Here is a 17,707-nt window from a genome sequence, read left to right on the forward strand (position 1 = left end):
CCGCAATCCCTTATCTGGCAAGGCTTTGCGGGCGATTTCGGCGCCTAGGTTACCAAGGTTACCTTTTTCCCGACCCCCCACGAATTTTAGCCGCACCCTTTGAATATACTGTGTTTTTATACAGTGGTTATTCCCGACGGACGATTGATATCCCGACGCTCACAACAGCATTCTTGGGCGCAAGAGGTGGTCGACGGCGGCGAGACCGACCCGCGGCCGCGGCGCGCGGCTGGTCACCATTTCCTGCCGCCTCTGACGATTGCTGAGATGCGCTCCGTGTACCGGCGCAACAGGACACCGGAGGTGCGTGCCACTGTATGACAGCAAGTTGACCAGTTCGGCCTACCACATCATCCTTGGGGCGCTGCGGCGCGAGCTGCCCGAGGAACCGTGCCTGCACGTCGACGTGCGAGGCCGCAACGAACTCAGGGCAGAAGAGGTTTTCGACAACGTAGATACGGCTATCGCCCGAGGTGGCCGCCGGCGCCAGGGATGACTGGCCAAGAGACGCTTATGAGTACGAACTACGCCCCCGTACAGCAGCAGTTCCTGCGCGGTGTGTTCGGCGTGGAACCGGCCCCGCGAGCACGAGCTGCCGCCAAATGAAAAGCGCTGTTCGGAGCCCAATGAAGGAAGAGCATGCATTCGCAGCGTCACGGATGATTGAGCGTAATTCACCTCCGCCGTGTCGCACTACCAATATGGGAGAAAACAATGAGCTATGACGCGACAGACGCAGCGATGGACGAGATGTACGACCGCATCGCTGAGGAACTCTATCCCGAGCACAAGCAGCAGGCTCTAAACGAGTTCACAACGGAACGCCTCTGCTCTTACTACCTATCCAATCCGATGGTCATGCAACCCGCGGTGGAATCGCTTCAGGAAGCGCTAAAGCTTCGGGGAAACGGACACGCCGCTGCGGCCGTGGTGTACTGCGCAACTACGATCGAACTATTCCTGAAGGCAACAGTTTTACAGCCCGTCGTGCATGGGCTCATACATAGTCCCGCCTTGGCAGACGTCATAGTTAAGTACGCCGTCGGGCAGACTGGTTTTGACCGATATCGCGCACTATTGTCCCGGCTGTTTGAAGAACTGGCCGGCATAGAACTTGCGCAAGTGGCACGCGAAGGGGTGAAGGACGCTCTTATCAACGAGAGTCGCAAGGTTCAGGAACTTAGAAACGAAATTATTCATAAAGGCATCCGGTGCGAAGCTGCTGCCACAGATCACGCCATTGACGTCGCGGCTGCGGTTTATCACCAGATCGTTATGCCGATGCTTTGTTCGCTGGGTCTCACAGTGGGGGAGAAGGGGCGCATCGGACGAAGGCCGTCGCAGTAAAAGGAAAGGGAAAGGAAAAAAAAGGGCCCTAAGGGCCCGCAGATCTTGTCTCAATTCCTAATGGGGTCTCGCTCCATCCGAATGGGGCGAATGCGCTTCAATTTGCTCGCCAAGCGAATCTATCAGTTTCCCCTCGTCTTCCTCAAGAAAGATCTCCATCGGAACGCTTTGGACATTCTTAAGAATACCAACCGCGCGATGGAAGGCATCATTTAAATCTGGTGAGCTTGGCTTTGCTAATAGTAGGTAGATTTTGAACTTCTCAGAAGCATCGCTCACTCCGACAATCTCGCCGGCGCATTTCTGTGCCTTTTCACGAATCGAATCGGCCGCCACCAGATCAAAGGAGACTGGCTCTACACAATGCCATAGACCGTTTTTCCAGGCGAGATCGAATTTCACGTCATCGTTTTTCCCGTGAATAGTCTTCTCTTCGAAGTAGGAAAGGAGATGGCGCTTTTCTAATTGCTTCTTGAACGAGCGCCAAACATCATCGTCGGTTCGTCCAAGCTTGCCTTTGACTCTGTCGTATTTGCCGGCATAACGCTCATAGAGACGCGCGAATGTAGCCTCCGTGTCCGCACTCAGGCCGGAAGAAATCGTACTCCATTGCAGGCCGCTGTCGTCTTTCGGCACTACGGACATGAGTATTTCTTGGAGTCCGCTTTCGCGCGAGTCAAGCTCTAAAGGAGCTTCGTAAGCTTTTCTCACGGATTCAAACCTCTGGGTAACGCCACGAATCACCGTCCTAAACGAGCTGTGGGACACGTCCGGAAGGATTTCGCTGATTCGGCCGAGAGATTTCCGAAATTTGAAATGTACGCGCTTTTCCCGAGGTGAAAGTAAAACCACCCCGACGTTAACAAATTCGCCGGTGGCAATATCGTGGATATAGCGAAGAACAGAATAAAAATAAGGAGTGCGTGCTTTCATCTCAGGACTCCTAATGCTTCATCCACCAAGATACGAATGTTCTGCTTGACGTCAGCAAGGTAAGGGATAACCCGTGCAGCAACATCATTGCTTGGCAGCCAGTCAGGCGGCAGCGCGCTGAAGTAGGCTTCAAAGCGCTCGTCCGGGAGATCTTCCCATGCTTGGACGAATCTGTCCAAATTCTCCGGGCAGGTAGCAAGGTTCGGTTTGGCGAAGATGTGGCGCTCAGGCGACGCATAGTTATCAAAACCGCCGTCTTCCCACGGCGCCCGCCAAAAGAGAACCTGGTGGGAGTTGAACGTCAACTCATGATCGAAGATGGCCAGGTTGCTCCCTGAGAACAGGCAGTTTGGGTTTTCGGGGCGTCGGTCAGCGTTCACAATGATGCCATCGAAGGCGAAGATCTCCGCGGCCTCCGTACATAGATTTGCAGGAACCGTCTGGCCCTTTACCCACACCACAAAGCCATTGGGCAATCGGCGGGAACCGAATGCCAGCGCATGGCTTCGACGCATGAATTCAGCACGTTCAGCATCCTGCTGCGCCATCAAGTCTATGAATTCTGGCGTGAGCGAGACAATGAACGGCTCAGGAACCGGTAGAGCCAGATCGGCCGCTAGCATACTTGCTACAGCTTCGATCGCCAAATTTTGGACGCCCTCCATTGTCCCTGCGGAACACTTTGTAACGATTTCGATCGGCCGTTCGTCGTCGCCTTCACACTCGAGAAGTAGGGGAGCGGTACGGCCGCTTTCCATCGGTTTGATGAAGCGGGTGGCTGTCACCAGTTCGAGCATCTGCCAAGCCCCGTAAGGCAAAACTTCAATTTTACATTTCTGAGTCGCCCGGCACATACCCCTGAAGTGTCAGTAGTGCGTCCCGCGGCCCGTCGGACGGGCTGCTTCAAGTCGATAGCGTGGATGACGGCGCGTGGCTGTTCGGGCACGTCCTGGCCCTTGGAATGGAGGTGTGGTCGGCAAGCGCGCCGGGTCAGCCTATCGATCGGGCGAGCGGTCGCGGGGACAACCTGGAGATCAAGCGGCCGGGCGCGCGGTGATGCCGGGAAGCTCTGCGCTATCACACCGCCCTAATTGGACTGCACCTAAATTGCACCTAGGCTGGGCTGGATTGGCCCTTGCTGACCTTGATTGGCCTTGATTTTGCAATTTGCGAGTTGCGCAAGGCATTGATTTATAACGCGTTCTGGTTCGTCACCAAAACTCCGAAGGCAGGGGTTGCTGGTTCGATCCCAGCCGGGCGCGCCAATCCCATCCGGGTTCCCGCATTTCCAGAACGACGAACAACAACAACCAGGTGGTTCCCGCTGCGCTCAGGCTGTCGGCGCAGGGGCGGGCACGCTGTCGCCCACCGGTTCCGGCACCCGGTCGTCGCTGACTACCCGGTCGCGGCCCGCGTTCTTGGCGGCGTAGAGACGTCGGTCCGCCACCATCAGCATGGTGTCGAGGTTGTCGGTGCCGTCGGCGCCGAGATCCGATACGCCGATGGAAACCGTAAATCGAATCTCGCCCTTGTGGGCCGCATCGGGGGCCGGCTCGCATACTGCCTGGCCAAGGATGCCGCGCAGCCGCTCGGCGGCCTGGGCCGCTTCCTCGATGCCGGTGTGCGGCAGCAGCACGGCGAATTCCTCGCCGCCAATGCGCGCCGGCACGTCGATGGCCCGCACGGTCGCGCGCGCCACATCGGCAAGCTTCCTCAGCACGCGGTCGCCGCTGGCGTGGCCCCAGTTGTCGTTGATGCGCTTGAAGCGGTCGATATCTATCATCAGCATCGACATCGGCGTCTTCTCGCGCAGGCTGCGGTTGTGCTCGACGGCAAATCGCGCCTCGAACACGCGGCGGTTGGCCAGCCCCGTCAGCGCGTCGGTCTCGGCCAGTTCGCGCAGCGCTTCGCCGCGGGCGAGGTAGTGCGAGAACAGCTTGCGAAAGCCCTGCAGCGTGACCCACAGCAGCACCGCCAGCGACAGCGCGCTGGCCGCCAGCACCGCGCTCAGGCGCGAGGCGGCGCGCAGCAGCAGGTCCGTGGCGGAGAAGTAGTCCACCAGCATCAGGTTGCTGTTGCCGATGCGCTGGAACATCAGGCGGCTGCCGTCGGCCAGGTGTATCGTGCCGGCGCCGCGACTGAACATCTCCTCGGGCGTGGCGGCGCGCGACGAGGGTGGCACGACCGAGGCAATCTTTTCGACACCATTGACGTTGCGCGTGCTGGCGCCGATCAGGTGGCCGTCGATATCGATCAGGAAGCTGCGCACGCCCTTGCGCGTGGTGTTGGTCAGGTAGGCGTCCAGGCTGCGTTGCGAAATGCCGGAAATTGCCACGCCGCGGAACTGCGCGTGCAGGTAGACCGGCAGGCTCAGCGTCAGGTACATGTCGCCGCTGCCATCGTCAGCCGGCACTATCTGCCAGCGCAGGGTGCGGTCGGGATTGTTGTGTGGCTGGTGCTCGCGCATGAAGCCTGCGTTGCTGACGCGTCGCAATACGGCGGCGGCGCGCGCGGGCGGCACCGGCGGATAGGTAACAAAGAAGCCGTTGGTGGACACGTACATGAGCTTGCGCGTGACCAGTGGGTTGACCGGCTCCGCGCTCAACAGCTGGCTGAGGCCGCGTGCCACGTACAGGCCGGGCAGCAGGTCTTCGTCGCGGCGGTAAAAGCCGTCCATGCCTTCCAGCAGGCGCGGGCCGACGCCCAGCAGCGCCGCATCGCCTTCAGGTGCCGGCAGTTGCCACAGGTCATCGTTGCGGTGCGCGTAGGCAGCTTGCAGCGGCGGGTCGACTTCAACCGCGTGCGGGCCCATCTGCAGGCGGATCAGGTGCTGGGCGAAATTGCGCACGCTGCGCAGCCGCTCGGATTCCACGTTCAGCACCGAGCTGATGCCAGCCACTTGCAGTTGCTGGGTTTGCTGCAGGGTCTGCACTTCGTGGTCGCGCAGCACTACCAGGCCGTGTACGGAAATGACCAGCAGTAGCACGGAAGCGGCAGCAAAGGACAGCACCACGAAGCGTTGCGGCGTACGCACTGCCTGCTCCCATAGGCGGTCGAGCAGTGCGGAAAGGCGGGGGCGCATGAGTGACTCCAGGGGTTTCCTGAATCCGTGCACGCAGCCTGTAGCATTCGCGATCGGGTTCGTGGGCGCGGAGTTCAGCGAAAGCTGAACTTATCATGTGTCATCTGGAATAAAAGGCAAAGGACATTGATATGTCATTGCCAAATAAGAAATGATCGAGACTATCCGGAAATGGATATCGTCACTACAGGCACGGAAATCGCGACGCGCACTTTATCCCGACGCGAAAAGCTTCATGACCCAAGGAGCTTGCCGCGTCAACTGCGCGCGGGGCCGGCTTGCTATGATGCAGCCATGGTCGACGAACTAGTCATTCCCCACCACGAATTCCAGATCACTGCGATCCGCGCGCAAGGCGCAGGCGGCCAGAACATCAACAAGGTGTCCAACGCCGTGCATCTGCGTTATGACGTGCGGACTTCCTCGCTGCCACCTGACCATAAGGAACGTCTTCTGGCCTTGCACGATCACCGCATCACCCGCGATGGCGTGGTGGTGATCAAGGCGCAGCAATTCCGCAGCCTCGAGCAGAACCGCGACGAAGCGGTGCGGCGCCTGCATGAGCTGGTGCGCAGCGCGGCCACGCCGCCGCGCGTGCGGCGTGCCACGCGTCCGACGCTGGCATCGCGCCAGCGCAGGCTGGAAGGCAAGAGCCAGCGCAGCCAGGTCAAGGCGCTGCGCGGCAGGGTGTTCGACTAGCCCCGCTTATGGGGCAAGCCTCAGGTCAGCGCGCGGACTGCAGCGCGGCAATGCGTTCCTCGATCGGCGGATGGCTGGAGAACAGCGCCATCCACGATTTGCCGCCGGCAATGCCCATGGCCTGCATGTTCTGCGGCAATCCGTCCGGCTCCAGGCCGCCCAGCCGGCGCAACGCCGAGACCATCGGCGTGGGCGATCCCATCAGGCCCGCGGCGCCGGCATCGGCGCGGAATTCGCGGTGTCGCGAGAACCACGCCACGATGATGCTGGCCAGGATGCCGAACACGATCTCGCAGACGATCACCGTCACCATGTAGCCGATGCCGGGGCCGCTCGATTCCTCGTCGTTCTTGCGCAGCATCGAATCGACGAAGTAGCCGACCACGCGCGCCAGGAAGATGACGAAGGTGTTGACCACGCCCTGGATCAGCGTCAGCGTGACCATGTCGCCGTTGGCCACGTGCGCGACCTCGTGTGCCAGCACCGCCTCCACTTCCTCGTGCGACATCGATTGCAGCAGGCCGGTGGACACCGCCACCAGCGAGCTGTTCTTGGTCGCGCCGGTGGCGAAGGCGTTGGGCTCGCCGTCGTAGATCGCCACCTCTGGCATGGGCAGGCCGGCGCGCTGCGCCAGCTTTTCCACCGTCTGCACCAGCCACAGCTCGGTGCTGGTGCTCGGGTGGGTGATGACCTGCGCGCCGGTGGACCACTTGGCGATGGTCTTGGACATCAGCAGCGAGATAAACGCGCCGCCAAAGCCCATCAGTGCCGCAAAGGCCAGCAGCGTACCCAGGTTCAAGCCGTTGGCGGTCAGGAACCGGTTCACGCCGAGCACGCTGGCGGTGATGCTGAGGACGATCATGACGGCGATGTTGGTCGCCAGGAAAAGCAGTACGCGTTTCATGTGTGTATGGAATGCAGTCGAGTGCAATCGAAGTGGAGCAACAGTAGAGCAACTGCGGCGGGATGCGGCAAGTCGCAAGTGCGCACCGCACTCGCGGCACGGCGCGCGGGAAACGGCGGACGCGGACAACCGCGGCCGCACGCTCAGGCCCGCGGCGGGCGGGGCAGCAGCGGCAGGTCGGGTTCGGGCAGCGGGGCGCCGGCGTAGCGCGGCGGGCCGGAGCGGCCCGCCCACGCTGCGAGGCGCAGAGGAGATGCCGGCAGCAACTGCTCGGCAAGGTCGGCGCCGGGCAGCGGTTGCGGTTCGGAGGATTCGGGCGCAGGCGCAGCATCTGCCGGTGCGGCTTGTTCGGCATCGCCGGCCATGTCGTCGGCAGCGCTTGCAGCCGGTGCGGCGGCGGACGCCACCAGCCCGTCGCTCATCGTACCCACGGCGTGCGCGAGCGCACCCGCCCAGCCCGGAAGGGGCAGGAAGGCCAGCATCATGACCAGCAGCAGAAGCCGGAGCGAACGCACTTGGGGGACGACTTATCGGTAGGTGTTGAGGGATTCTACAGGATGCGCCAAGACGGCGGCGCCGGTTGCGGCACGCCGCTGCAAGCTTGCTCGGACTGCCCTACACTAGCCAAAACCCTGGAGTGATTACAGGGATTTGGCCACCCAAGACAGGACTTCTACCATGCGTATCGGCGAACTTTCCCGTACCAGCGGCTGCGATGTCGAGACCATCCGCTATTACGAGCGCGAGGGGCTGCTCGACGCCCCGCGGCGCGAGGCCAACGGCTACCGGCGCTATGACGACGGCCACCTGGTGCAGCTGAATTTTGTGCGCCATTGCCGCTCGCTCGGCATGAGCCTGTCGGACGTGCGGCGGCTGCGCGAGTTCGAGCGCAACCCGTCGCAGGACTGTGACGACATCAACACGCTGCTTGACCGCCAGATCGCGCAGATCCACGCGCAACGGGTGGCGCTGGAGGCGCTGGAAGGCCAGCTGCGCGCACTGCGCGAAACCTGCCACCACCATCACCACCAGCCCGCCAGCGAGTGCGGCATCCTGCAGAACCTGCAGCAGGCCGCCGCCGGGGCCGCCTGTGAATGCCATTCGCCCGCGCAGGATGCCGGGCATGCCGCCAATGGGTGAGGTACGCGGGCGCGCCCCTGTGCTACGATGGCTGTCACCGTGACCGCACCACAGCAGTGCACGAACCCGGTCGGCGCCTTGCATAGTAAGTGATGACTTGCCTCGCAGGCCTTACGGCTGAATGGCCGCCGCACACCAATCCTTTCCGCATGACCGTGAACGATCGCCTGACGCCGATGAATGACGTGCCTGTCCGCCTGCAGCGGACCGGCCGTCCGGGCGCGTCCGCGTTCGCCATGTCCCCCCGCCGGATCAGCGCACCGCCTGCATCCGCCCGGTTCCCAGCCTGACTGTCTCCCACCACGGGGCCCGGGCCGAACCGGGCCCGAGCCAGCCTCTCCATGGTTGCCGGCGACTGATATACCGTCGCCGGCACCGTTGATATCCGCGCTGCTGCGCAAAGCCAAGACTTGACCGCGCTGCCGCCTGCCACTTGTCATGCGGCCGGGCCGCGCCAACCCATGACTGCCGGAGGATCCGCCGTGAAGTCCACCAAGAAGCAATCCGCACAATCCGTGTCGCTGTACCTGACCGAACTCGATGTCACGCGCCTTGAGCGCATCGCCAGCCGCGCCGGCTCTGCCCAGCTCGAGGACATGCTCGACAGCCTGCTGGCGCGCGCCACCATCGTCGCGCCGGATGAAATCCCGACCGATGTGGTCACCATGAACTCGCGGCTGGTGTGCACCCTGCCGGGCGATCCGTCGCCGCGCAACTGGACCTTGGTCTATCCGGATGCGGCCGACTTCGACGCCGGCCGGCTGTCGGTGCTGTCGCCGGTCGGCCAGGCGTTGCTGGGCGCTCGCGCCGGCCAGACCGTCGGCTACCGCCTCCCCGACGGCCGCGAGCAGCAGGTGACGATCAGCGAGATCGCTTTCCAGCCGGAGGCCAGCGGACAGTACACACTCTGAGCGGCCGCCGCGCCAGCGCCAGCACATGCCGGACAAGCCACACGCACGCCGCGCCGCGTGCGTGCGACCGGCGCTCCCTGGACACCATTCATCGGCAAGCGAGTCGTTTCACGACTCGCAACGCACCATTCGTCGCAGCGGCATTTCTGCTTGCGCGCACTGTGACTAATCTTCAGTCCGTGCTCGTATCGCAACGTAGATTGCCGGGCGGTCGGAGCTTCACCCGGCCAGAAAATAAGACAGACGAAATCAGTTGAAGGAGTCCCGAAATGATCGCCAGACGTATCCTTGGCGGCGCGCTTGTGTTCGCGGCAGTGGCCGCGTCCGCTGCGGCGTTGGCTGCCCCCGCCACCAGCAAGGTCGGCAAGTTTGATGTGTATGCCGATGCGCTGCGCGCCGGCAAGTATGACGTGTACACGGACGGCGCCAAGCAAGGCAAGTTCGATACATACACCGATGGCGCCCGCACTGGCCGCTTCGATGTGTACTCGGAAGGCTCGCGCCAGGGTGGCAAGTTCGACACCTTTACCGAAGGCACGCATACCTTCAGCGGCGAGATCTCCAAGCAAGGCAAGTTCGACACCTTCAGCGAAGGGACGCACACCTTCAGCGGCGATATCGCTGACCGCGCGCTCGACAACTCGCGCACCGGTGACGGCTCGCTGTACGGCTATCGCGTCTGAGCGGCGCAGCCGAACGCCTGAACTTTCCGGTCCTCACCCGACCTGAAGCGGCCACCCACGGTGGCCGCACGTTTTCTCTCCCGCCTGCCCGGCCGACCTCCTCCTCCTTCTCTCTTCGCCTGGCAGGCGTTTTTCTCCCCCTTTCCTGTTTGCCGCACGCCTGCGGGGCGGGTGCCGTGCCGGGCTAAGGCCTCATGGTTCGCGCGCGGCGAAGGTGTCGCACTTGCGGACGTCGCCCGATTCGATGCCGCGGCGCAGCCAGCGCACGCGCTGCTCGCTGGAGCCGTGGGTAAAGGCCTCGGGCACGACATAGCCCTGCGACTGGCGCTGCAGCCGGTCATCGCCGATCGCGGCGGCGGCCTTCAGGCCTTCCTCGATATCGCCCGGTTCCAGCAGTTGCTGGTTGGCGCGCTGTGCGGTGGCGGCCCAGACGCCGGCCAGGCAGTCGGCCTGCAGTTCCATGCGCACCGACAGCTGGTTGAACTGCGCCTCGCCCATGCGGCGGCGGGCGGCGTCGACCTTTTCGGACACACCCAGCAAGTTCTGCACATGATGGCCGATCTCGTGCGCGATCACGTAAGCCTGGGCAAAGTCGCCACCGGCGCCGAAGCGCTTGCGCAGTTCGTCATAGAACGCCAGGTCGATATAGACCTTCTGGTCGCCGGGGCAGTAGAACGGGCCCATCGCAGACTGGCCGGTGCCGCACGCGGTCGGCGTGGCGCCGGAGAACAGTACCAGCGTCGGGGGCGCGTAGCGCCGGTTCAGCTCGGTTTCGAAGATGTGTTGCCAGGTGCGCTCGGTATTGCCCAGCACCTTGCGCGTGAAGACCGTCATCTGGTCGGTGGCCGGCGGGCGGCTGGCCTGCTGTTGCTGCTGCTGCGGCCCCGAGCCTTGCAGCACCGATGCGCCCTGCATGATCAGCATCGGGTCGATGCCGAAGAAATACGACGCGGCCAGTGCGATGATGACCGTGCCGATGCCGATCGACTTGCCGCCCAACCCGCCGAATCCGCCGCGGCGGTCTTCTACGTGCTGGCTTTCGGCTTCGTCATCGAGACGCATGTTGCGGGCTCCTGGGGCGGAAATGTGATGTGTGAATCCGGCGCTGGGCCGGGTAGGAGTCAGTATAGCAACGGCGCCGCAGGGCACCTTCGGAGCATTGCACGTCCCAAAAAAAACACCACCCGATCACCCTGGAGACGGGCAACGCGGGCGGTGTGCGGCAAACATAAGAAACCGGGCTTGCGCCCGGTCCGGTCACTGCCTGAACGTTCCGGGACGGAACGTTGGTGCGGGGGCTAGGCCAATGCGGCTTCCCGCGTGGACGAGGTCGTGGCCACCGCGCTGGCGCCGACTTCCGCCACGCGCAGCAGGTTGGTCGTGCCGCCCTGGCCGAACGGCATGCCAGCCGCGATGGTGATCTGGTCGCCAGGCGCGGCGTAGCCCTCCGCCAGTGCCGCGCGCGTCGCGGCATCGACCATCTCGTCGACGCTCTGCACGTCCGGGCTCACGGTGGAGTGGATGCCCCATGCGATCGCCAGCCGGCGCGCGATCTCCAGGTTCGGCGTGATGCTGACGATCGGCGCGCACGGCCGCTCGCGCGCGGCGCGCAGCGCGGTGGCGCCCGACGACGTATAGGTCACCGTCGCCGCCGCGCCGATGATCTGCGTGACTTCGCGCAGCGCGGCGCAGATCGCATCCTGGCGCGTGTTCAGCGGCGTCTCGTGCTGCGCGTCGAGCAGGTTGCGGTACAGCGGGTCGCGCTCGACCTCGGTGACGATGCGGTTCATCATCGACACCGCCTGCACCGGGTAGCGGCCGTTGGCCGACTCGGCCGACAGCATCACCGCATCGGCGCCTTCGTAGATCGCGCTGGCCACGTCCGACGCTTCGGCGCGCGTCGGCACCGGCGAGTCGATCATCGATTCCAGCATCTGCGTGGCGATGACGACCGGCTTGCCCAGCTGGCGGCACACGCGCAGGATGCGCTTCTGCACGCCGGGCACGCGCTCGGGCGGCAGTTCCACGCCGAGGTCGCCGCGCGCCACCATCACCGAATCGGACACGCGCACGATCTCTTCCAGCTGCTGCAGCGCGGCCGGCTTCTCGATCTTGGACAGGATGCCGGCACGGGTGCCGACGATCTCGCGCGCCTCGACGATATCGGACGGACGCTGCACGAACGACAGGCCGATCCAGTCAGCACCCAGCGACAGCGCGAAGTCCAGGTCCTTGCGGTCCTTCGCCGTCAGCGCGGGGATGGGGATCACCGCGTCGGGCACGTTCACGCCCTTGCGATCGGACAGCGTGCCGTTGTTGGCCACGCGCGTGGTGATGGTGCCGGTGGTCACCGACTCGATCGCCAGGCGCACCTTGCCGTCATCGATCAGCAGCGACTGGCCCGGCTGCGCGGCTTCGAACAGCTCGGGGTGCGGCAGGTAGACGCGGGTGCCGTCGCCCGGCGTGGGATCGCTGTCGAGCACGAACACGTCGCCGGTGCGCACCGCGACCTTGCCCGCGGCGAAGGTGCCAATGCGCAGCTTGGGGCCTTGCAGGTCGGCCAGCACGGCGATGGGGCGGCCGGTCTCGGCCTCGACCTGGCGCACCGCGTCGTAGCGCGCGCGGTGGTCCTCGTGCGTGCCGTGGCTGAAGTTCAGGCGGAACACGTCCGCGCCGGCATCGAACAGCGCGCGGATCAACGCGATGTCGGTGCTGGCGGGGCCGAGCGTGGCCACGATCTTCGCTTTGCGCTGGCGTCTCATGATGTCTCCTCTTCCATTCTCGGTAGCGGCGCGTCGGCGCCGCGAGTCAGTCGGTACTACGTTGGCGGCGATCGTCAGACGATCAGGATCGCGCGGAAGTCGTTCACGTTGGTGCGGGTCGGGCCGGTGACGATCAGGTAGTCCACGCCGGCGAAGAAGCCGTAGCCGTCGTTGTTCTCAAGGTGAGCGCGCGCGTTCAGTCCACGCGCTGCGGCGCGGGTCAGCGTGTCGGGCGACAGCAGCGCGCCGGCGTTGTCTTCCGAGCCATCGATGCCATCGGTATCGCCGGCGATCGCATGCACGCCGGGCAGGCCGTCGAGCGCCACCGCCAGCGCCAGCAGGAACTCGGCATTGCGCCCGCCGCGGCCCTTGCCGCGCACGGTCACGGTGGTTTCGCCGCCGGACAGCAGCACGCACGGCTTGCTGAAGGGCTGGCCGCGCTGCGCGACCTGGCGCGCGATGGCGGCGTGGACTTCGGCCACTTCGCGCGCTTCGCCTTCAATGCAGTCGGACAGGATATGGGCCTCGAAGCCCAGTTCGCGCGCACGCGCAGCGGCGGCCTCCAGCGATTGCTGCGCGGTGGCCAGCGTCACATTGCGATGGCCTTCGAAACGCGCATCGCCCGGCTTGGGCGTCTCGCCGGCACCGCTCTCCAGGTGGGCGCGCACGTTGGCGGGCACGTCGATGCCGTACTTGGCGATCACGGCCAGCGCATCGGCGCAGGTGGTCGCATCCGGCAGCGTCGGGCCGCTGGCGATGAGGGTCGGGTCATCGCCGGGAATATCGGAAATCAGCAGCGTTTCCACGCGCGCCGGCGCGCAGTGCAGCGCCAGGCGTCCGCCCTTGAGCGCGGACAGGTGCTTGCGCACGCAGTTCATCTCGCCGATGCTCGCGCCGCTCTTGAGCAGCGCCTTGTTCACGGACTGCTTGTCGGCCAGCGTCAGGCCCGGCGCCGGAGCGGCCAGCAGCGCGGAGCCGCCGCCGGAAATCAGGCACAGCACCAGGTCGTCGGCGCCCAGGCCCTGCACCAGTTCCACCATGCGCTGCGCGGCGCGCGCACCGGCTTCATCGGGAACGGGGTGGGCGGCTTCGACCACCTCGATCCGCTTGCACTCCGCGCCGTGGCCATAGCGCGTCACCACCAGGCCCGACAGCTCGCCTTGCCAGTTCGCTTCCACTGCCTGCGCCATCGCTGCGGCGGCCTTGCCGGCGCCGATCACCACGGTGCGGCCCCTGGGCGGCGCGGGCAGGTGCGGCGGCAGGCAGTGGCTGGCGCTGACGGAAGCGACCGCGGTATCGAACAGGTCGCGCAGCAGCGCGCGCGGATGGATCTGTCCGGGATGGGCTGCCGTGCGCTGGGGCGACAGCAGGGCGGCTTGGGGTTCGGTGACGAGCATGAAGAATCCTGGTGCTGACGGGGTACTGGCTGACTGCGAAAGCTAGTCGTCCCCGCGGGGCGGGGACGACTGGGGCACTGCTTACTTGGCGATCTGGTGGTTAGACATGATCTCGATCGCGCGGCACAGGGCCGAGTGGTCCTGCTTGCCCAGGCCGTTGGCCGAACAGGTGTTGAACAGCTCCTGCGCGGTGGCGGTGTTGGGCAGTGCCACGCCCAGCGCCTTGGCACCCTGCAGCGCCAGGTTCAGGTCCTTCTGGTGCAGTTCGATGCGGAAGCCCGGATCGAAGGTGCGCTTGACCATGCGGTCGCCGTGCACTTCCAGGATGCGCGAGGCAGCGAAGCCGCCCATCAGCGCCTCGCGCACCTTGGCCGGATCGGCGCCGGCCTTGGAGGCAAACAGCAGGGCTTCGGACACCGCCTGGATGTTCAGCGCGACGATGATCTGGTTGGCCACCTTGGTGGTCTGGCCGTCGCCGTTGCCGCCCACCAGCGTGACGTTCTTGCCCATCAGCTCGAACAGCGGCTTGACCTGGTCGAAGGCCTCTTGCGGGCCGCCGACCATGATCGTCAGCGATGCGGCCTTGGCGCCGACTTCACCGCCCGACACCGGTGCATCCAGGTACGAGGCGCCCAGCTTGTTGATACGCGCGGCGAAGTCCTTGGTGGCGATCGGCGAGATCGAGCTCATGTCGACCACGATCTTGCTGTAGCTGGCTTCCTTGCCGGCGGCCTTCAGCGCGGCGGCAACGCCCTTGTCGGCAAACAGCACGGCTTCGACGTGCGGCGTGTCCGGCACCATGATGACGATGATGTCGGCACGCTTGGCGACTTCCTCGGCGCTGGTGCAGACGGTCACGCCTGCATCGACCAGCGCTTGCGGGGCCGGGTTGACGTCATGCACGAACAGCGTGTGGCCGGCGGCACGCAGGTGGCCCGCCATCGGTGCGCCCATGATGCCCAGGCCGATGAAGCCGACGTTGCGTTGGTTTGCCATATTGATGTCTCCTTGCTTGAGAGTAAGTCTGTCTTGGTTCGCGTAGGTGGTAACGGGTTACCACCGGGAATACCGTAGCGGTTACTGCACGCCGTGCGCGGCGCGCCAGCCCAGGCCGGCTTCGGTGGTGGTCTTCGGCTTGTACTCGCACCCGATCCAGCCGGTGTAGCCGATCTCGTCCAGGAACTTGAACAGGTACTGGTAGTTCAGCTCGCCCGTGCCCGGTTCGTTGCGGCCCGGGTTGTCGGCCAGCTGGATGTGCCTGATCTTCGGCAGGTTGGCCTTGATGGTGTTGGCGATCTCGCCTTCCATCCGCTGCATGTGGTAGATGTCGTACTGCACGTACAGGTTGGGCGCGTTGACCTGGTTGATCAGGTCCAGCGCCTGCTGAGTGCGCGACAGGAAGAAGCCGGGGATGTCGAAGGTGTTGATCGGCTCGACCAGCAGGTCGATATGCTCGGCGGCAAGCGCGCCGGCGGCGAAGCGCAGGTTTTCCACCAGCGTCTCCTGCGCCTGCTCGCGCTTCACGTTCTGCGGCAGGATGCCGACCAGGCAGTTCAGCTGGCGCACGCCCAGCACCTTGGCGTACTTGATGGCCTCGCCCACGCCGTCCTGGAACTCGCCGACGCGGTCCGGGTGGCAGGCAATGCCGCGCTCGCCCGCGTCCCACTTGCCGGCGGGCAGGTTGTGCAGCACCAGGTCCAGCTGGAAGCGGTTCAGGCGGTCAGCGATCTGGTCCGCGTGGAATGCATACGGGAAGAGGAACTCCACGCCGCGGAAGCCCGCGCGCGCGGCGGCTTCGAAGCGGTCGAGAAAGCCCACTTCGTTGAACAGCATGGTGAGGTTGGCCGCAAGTTTGGTCATTTGTCATCTCCTGTGACTTGGTTTTTGTGCGCCATCCCCGCTGGCGCGGGGATGGCGTTCTGGTCCTGCAGGGGGCGGGAAGGTCTTACGCCGTTTCCACTTCTTCGGTCAGGATCGCCTCGTCAGCGTCCTCGATATCCTCGATCGGCTCGAATTCGTTGATGTTGTCGATCTCGGTGCCCATCGCGATATTGGTCACGCGCTCCAGGATCACCTCGACCACCACCGGCACCGAGAACTCGGCCATCAGGTCGCGCGCCTCGGCGAAGGCGGGGGCGATGTCTTCCGGCTTGAACACGCGGATCGCCTTGCAGCCCAGGCCTTCCACCACCTTGACGTGGTCCACGCCATAGCCGTTCAGCTCGGGCGAGTTGACGTTGTCGAAGGCCAGCTGCACGCAGTAATCCATCTCGAAGCCGCGCTGCGCCTGGCGGATCAGGCCGAGGTAGGAGTTGTTCACCACCACGTGGATGTACGGCACCTTGAACTGCGCGGCCACGGCCAGTTCTTCGATCATGAACTGGAAGTCGTAGTCGCCCGAGATCGCTACCACGTCCGAATCCGGCGAAGCGGTCTTCACGCCGATCGCGGCCGGGATGGTCCAGCCCAGCGGGCCGGCCTGGCCGCAGTTGATCCAGTGGCGCGGCTCGTTGACCGACAGGAACTGCGCCGCGGCGATCTGCGACAGGCCGATGGTGCTGACGTAGCGCACGTCACGCGGGAAGTACTGGTTCATCTCGCGGTACACGCGCTGCGGCTTGACCGGCACGTTGTCGAAGTCGCTCTTGCGCTGCATGGTGCGGCGGCGCTTCTGCACGTCGGCCACCCACGACTTGCGGCACGGCAGGCGGCCGGCCATCTTCATTTCGCGGGCGACTTCGACGAACAGCTCCAGCGCGGCCTTGGCGTCGGAGACGATGCCCAGGTCCGGGCCGAACACGCGGCCGATCTGGGTGGGCTCGATATCGACGTGCACGAACTTGCGGCCCTTGGTGTAGACGTCGACGCTGCCGGTGTGGCGGTTGGCCCAGCGGTTGCCGATGCCCATCACGAAGTCGGAGGCCAGCAGCGTGGCGTTGCCGTAGCGGTGCGAGGTCTGCAGGCCGACCATGCCGGCTTGCAGCGGGTGGTCGTCGGCCAGCACGCCCCAGCCCATCAGTGTCGGCACCACCGGCACGTTGACCAGCTCGGCGAACTCGACCAGCAGGTCCGAAGCGTCAGCGTTGATGACGCCGCCGCCGCACACGATCAGCGGGCGCTCGGCCGCGTTGAGCATGGAGATGGCCTTCTCGATCTGGGCGCGCGATGCGGCCGGCTTGTACGGCTGCAGCGGCTGGTAGGTCTCGGGATCGAATTCGATCTCGGCAACCTGCACATCGAACGGCAGGTCGATCAGCACCGGACCCGGGCGGCCCGAGCGCATGATGTGGAACGCCTGCTGGAACACTTGCGGCACCAGTGCCGGCTCGCGCACGGTCACGGCCCACTTGGTCACGGGCTTGGCGATCGACTCGATGTCGACGGCCTGGAAGTCTTCCTTGTACAGGCGCGCGCGCGGCGCCTGGCCGGTGATGCAGAGGATGGGAATCGAATCCGCCCAGGCCGAGTACAGGCCGGTGATCATGTCGGTGCCGGCGGGGCCCGAGGTGCCGACGCAGACGCCGATATTGCCCGGCTCGGCACGGGTGTAGCCCTCGGCCATGTGCGAGGCGCCTTCGACGTGGCGGGCCAGCACGTGGCTGATGTTGCCCGACTTGCGCATCGCCGAGTAGAACGGGTTGATCGCCGCGCCCGGCACGCCGAACGCCGTGGTCACGCCTTCCTTCTCCAGAACCGCGATGGCCGCGTCGATTGCTCTCATCTTTGCCATGATCTTGTCTCCAATGGTGGTGGGATTCGCATTGGAGTCGATCCTATTCCCCGACCGGCCTGGGATAAACAGAAGGACGATCAGTTGATTCGATACTTCCGGTATGCAATATGACCTTG

The 17,707-nt window shown here is 64.6% G+C and carries 16 protein-coding genes; 5 read left to right on the forward strand and 11 right to left on the reverse strand.

Annotation, left to right across the window (positions count from 1 at the left end; all coding sequences use genetic code 11):
• Positions 1 to 714: 714 nt before the first annotated feature.
• Complete coding sequence (locus K309_RS0111730) at positions 715 to 1,347, forward strand: hypothetical protein (protein WP_029046590.1); 633 nt, start codon at positions 715 to 717, stop codon at positions 1,345 to 1,347.
• Between the two features lie 57 nt (positions 1,348 to 1,404).
• Here K309_RS0111730 and K309_RS36430 read toward each other — a convergent pair whose 3' ends face one another.
• The 3 genes from K309_RS36430 to K309_RS0111745 form a co-directional block, all read right to left on the reverse strand.
• Positions 1,405 to 2,280, reverse strand: a complete 876-nt coding sequence (locus K309_RS36430; protein ID WP_035877270.1) for a DUF3037 domain-containing protein — start codon at positions 2,278 to 2,280, stop codon at positions 1,405 to 1,407.
• Positions 2,277 to 3,077 carry a HipA family kinase gene (locus K309_RS0111740; RefSeq protein WP_029046592.1) on the reverse strand — a complete coding sequence of 267 codons (801 nt, stop codon included), beginning with the start codon at positions 3,075 to 3,077 and terminating at the stop codon, positions 2,277 to 2,279. Before K309_RS0111740 ends, K309_RS36430 begins: the two co-directional genes overlap by 4 nt.
• A 533-nt stretch (positions 3,078 to 3,610) precedes the next feature.
• The gene (locus K309_RS0111745) at positions 3,611 to 5,362 is read right to left on the reverse strand and encodes a diguanylate cyclase (RefSeq protein WP_029046593.1); all 1,752 of its coding nucleotides are present in this window, start codon (positions 5,360 to 5,362) and stop codon (positions 3,611 to 3,613) included.
• A 294-nt stretch (positions 5,363 to 5,656) separates the two neighbouring features.
• Between K309_RS0111745 and arfB the strand changes: the two genes are divergently transcribed.
• Positions 5,657 to 6,061: an alternative ribosome rescue aminoacyl-tRNA hydrolase ArfB gene (gene arfB, locus K309_RS0111750; RefSeq protein WP_029046594.1), complete on the forward strand. Its 405-nt coding sequence runs from the start codon at positions 5,657 to 5,659 to the stop codon at positions 6,059 to 6,061.
• Positions 6,062 to 6,086: 25 nt separating this feature from the next.
• Here arfB and htpX read toward each other — a convergent pair whose 3' ends face one another.
• Together htpX and K309_RS0111760 are read right to left on the reverse strand one after the other, a co-directional pair.
• The gene (gene htpX, locus K309_RS0111755; protein WP_029046595.1) at positions 6,087 to 6,965 is read right to left on the reverse strand and encodes a protease HtpX; all 879 of its coding nucleotides are present in this window, start codon (positions 6,963 to 6,965) and stop codon (positions 6,087 to 6,089) included.
• A 143-nt stretch (positions 6,966 to 7,108) separates the two neighbouring features.
• Positions 7,109 to 7,450: a hypothetical protein gene (locus tag K309_RS0111760; protein WP_035877296.1), complete on the reverse strand. Its 342-nt coding sequence runs from the start codon at positions 7,448 to 7,450 to the stop codon at positions 7,109 to 7,111.
• Between the two features lie 193 nt (positions 7,451 to 7,643).
• Between K309_RS0111760 and K309_RS0111765 the strand changes: the two genes are divergently transcribed.
• The 3 genes from K309_RS0111765 to K309_RS0111775 all read left to right on the forward strand — a co-directional run bounded on the left by K309_RS0111765 (position 7,644) and on the right by K309_RS0111775 (position 9,699).
• Complete coding sequence (locus K309_RS0111765; RefSeq protein ID WP_029046597.1) at positions 7,644 to 8,105, forward strand: Cd(II)/Pb(II)-responsive transcriptional regulator; 462 nt, start codon at positions 7,644 to 7,646, stop codon at positions 8,103 to 8,105.
• 482 nt (positions 8,106 to 8,587) lie between these two features.
• The gene (gene rnk, locus K309_RS0111770; RefSeq protein WP_029046598.1) at positions 8,588 to 9,016 is read left to right on the forward strand and encodes a nucleoside diphosphate kinase regulator; all 429 of its coding nucleotides are present in this window, start codon (positions 8,588 to 8,590) and stop codon (positions 9,014 to 9,016) included.
• 269 nt (positions 9,017 to 9,285) lie between these two features.
• The gene (locus tag K309_RS0111775; RefSeq protein WP_029046599.1) at positions 9,286 to 9,699 is read left to right on the forward strand and encodes a hypothetical protein; all 414 of its coding nucleotides are present in this window, start codon (positions 9,286 to 9,288) and stop codon (positions 9,697 to 9,699) included.
• Positions 9,700 to 9,891: 192 nt separating this feature from the next.
• Here the strand turns inward: K309_RS0111775 and ypfJ are convergent, their stop codons facing one another.
• The 6 genes from ypfJ to gcl form a co-directional block, all read right to left on the reverse strand.
• A complete protein-coding gene (gene ypfJ, locus K309_RS0111780) occupies positions 9,892 to 10,761 on the reverse strand; it encodes a KPN_02809 family neutral zinc metallopeptidase (RefSeq protein WP_029046600.1) in 870 nt (289 codons plus the stop codon).
• A 236-nt stretch (positions 10,762 to 10,997) separates the two neighbouring features.
• A complete protein-coding gene (gene pyk / locus K309_RS0111785; protein WP_029046601.1) occupies positions 10,998 to 12,461 on the reverse strand; it encodes a pyruvate kinase in 1,464 nt (487 codons plus the stop codon).
• Between the two features lie 74 nt (positions 12,462 to 12,535).
• Positions 12,536 to 13,858 (reverse strand): glycerate kinase type-2 family protein, encoded by a 1,323-nt coding sequence (locus K309_RS0111790; protein WP_029046602.1) that lies wholly within the window; start codon positions 13,856 to 13,858, stop codon positions 12,536 to 12,538.
• A gap of 81 nt (positions 13,859 to 13,939) precedes the next feature.
• Positions 13,940 to 14,854, reverse strand: a complete 915-nt coding sequence (locus K309_RS0111795; RefSeq protein WP_029046603.1) for a 2-hydroxy-3-oxopropionate reductase — start codon at positions 14,852 to 14,854, stop codon at positions 13,940 to 13,942.
• Between the two features lie 81 nt (positions 14,855 to 14,935).
• Positions 14,936 to 15,718 carry a hydroxypyruvate isomerase gene (gene hyi / locus K309_RS0111800; RefSeq protein WP_029046604.1) on the reverse strand — a complete coding sequence of 261 codons (783 nt, stop codon included), beginning with the start codon at positions 15,716 to 15,718 and terminating at the stop codon, positions 14,936 to 14,938.
• 85 nt (positions 15,719 to 15,803) lie between these two features.
• A complete protein-coding gene (gcl, locus tag K309_RS0111805) occupies positions 15,804 to 17,588 on the reverse strand; it encodes a glyoxylate carboligase (protein WP_029046605.1) in 1,785 nt (594 codons plus the stop codon).
• Between the last annotated feature and the right edge of the window lie 119 nt (positions 17,589 to 17,707).

This window comes from Cupriavidus phytohabitans (assembly GCF_000426345.1).
In the GTDB taxonomy this organism is placed as follows: Bacteria; Pseudomonadota; Gammaproteobacteria; order Burkholderiales; family Burkholderiaceae; genus Cupriavidus.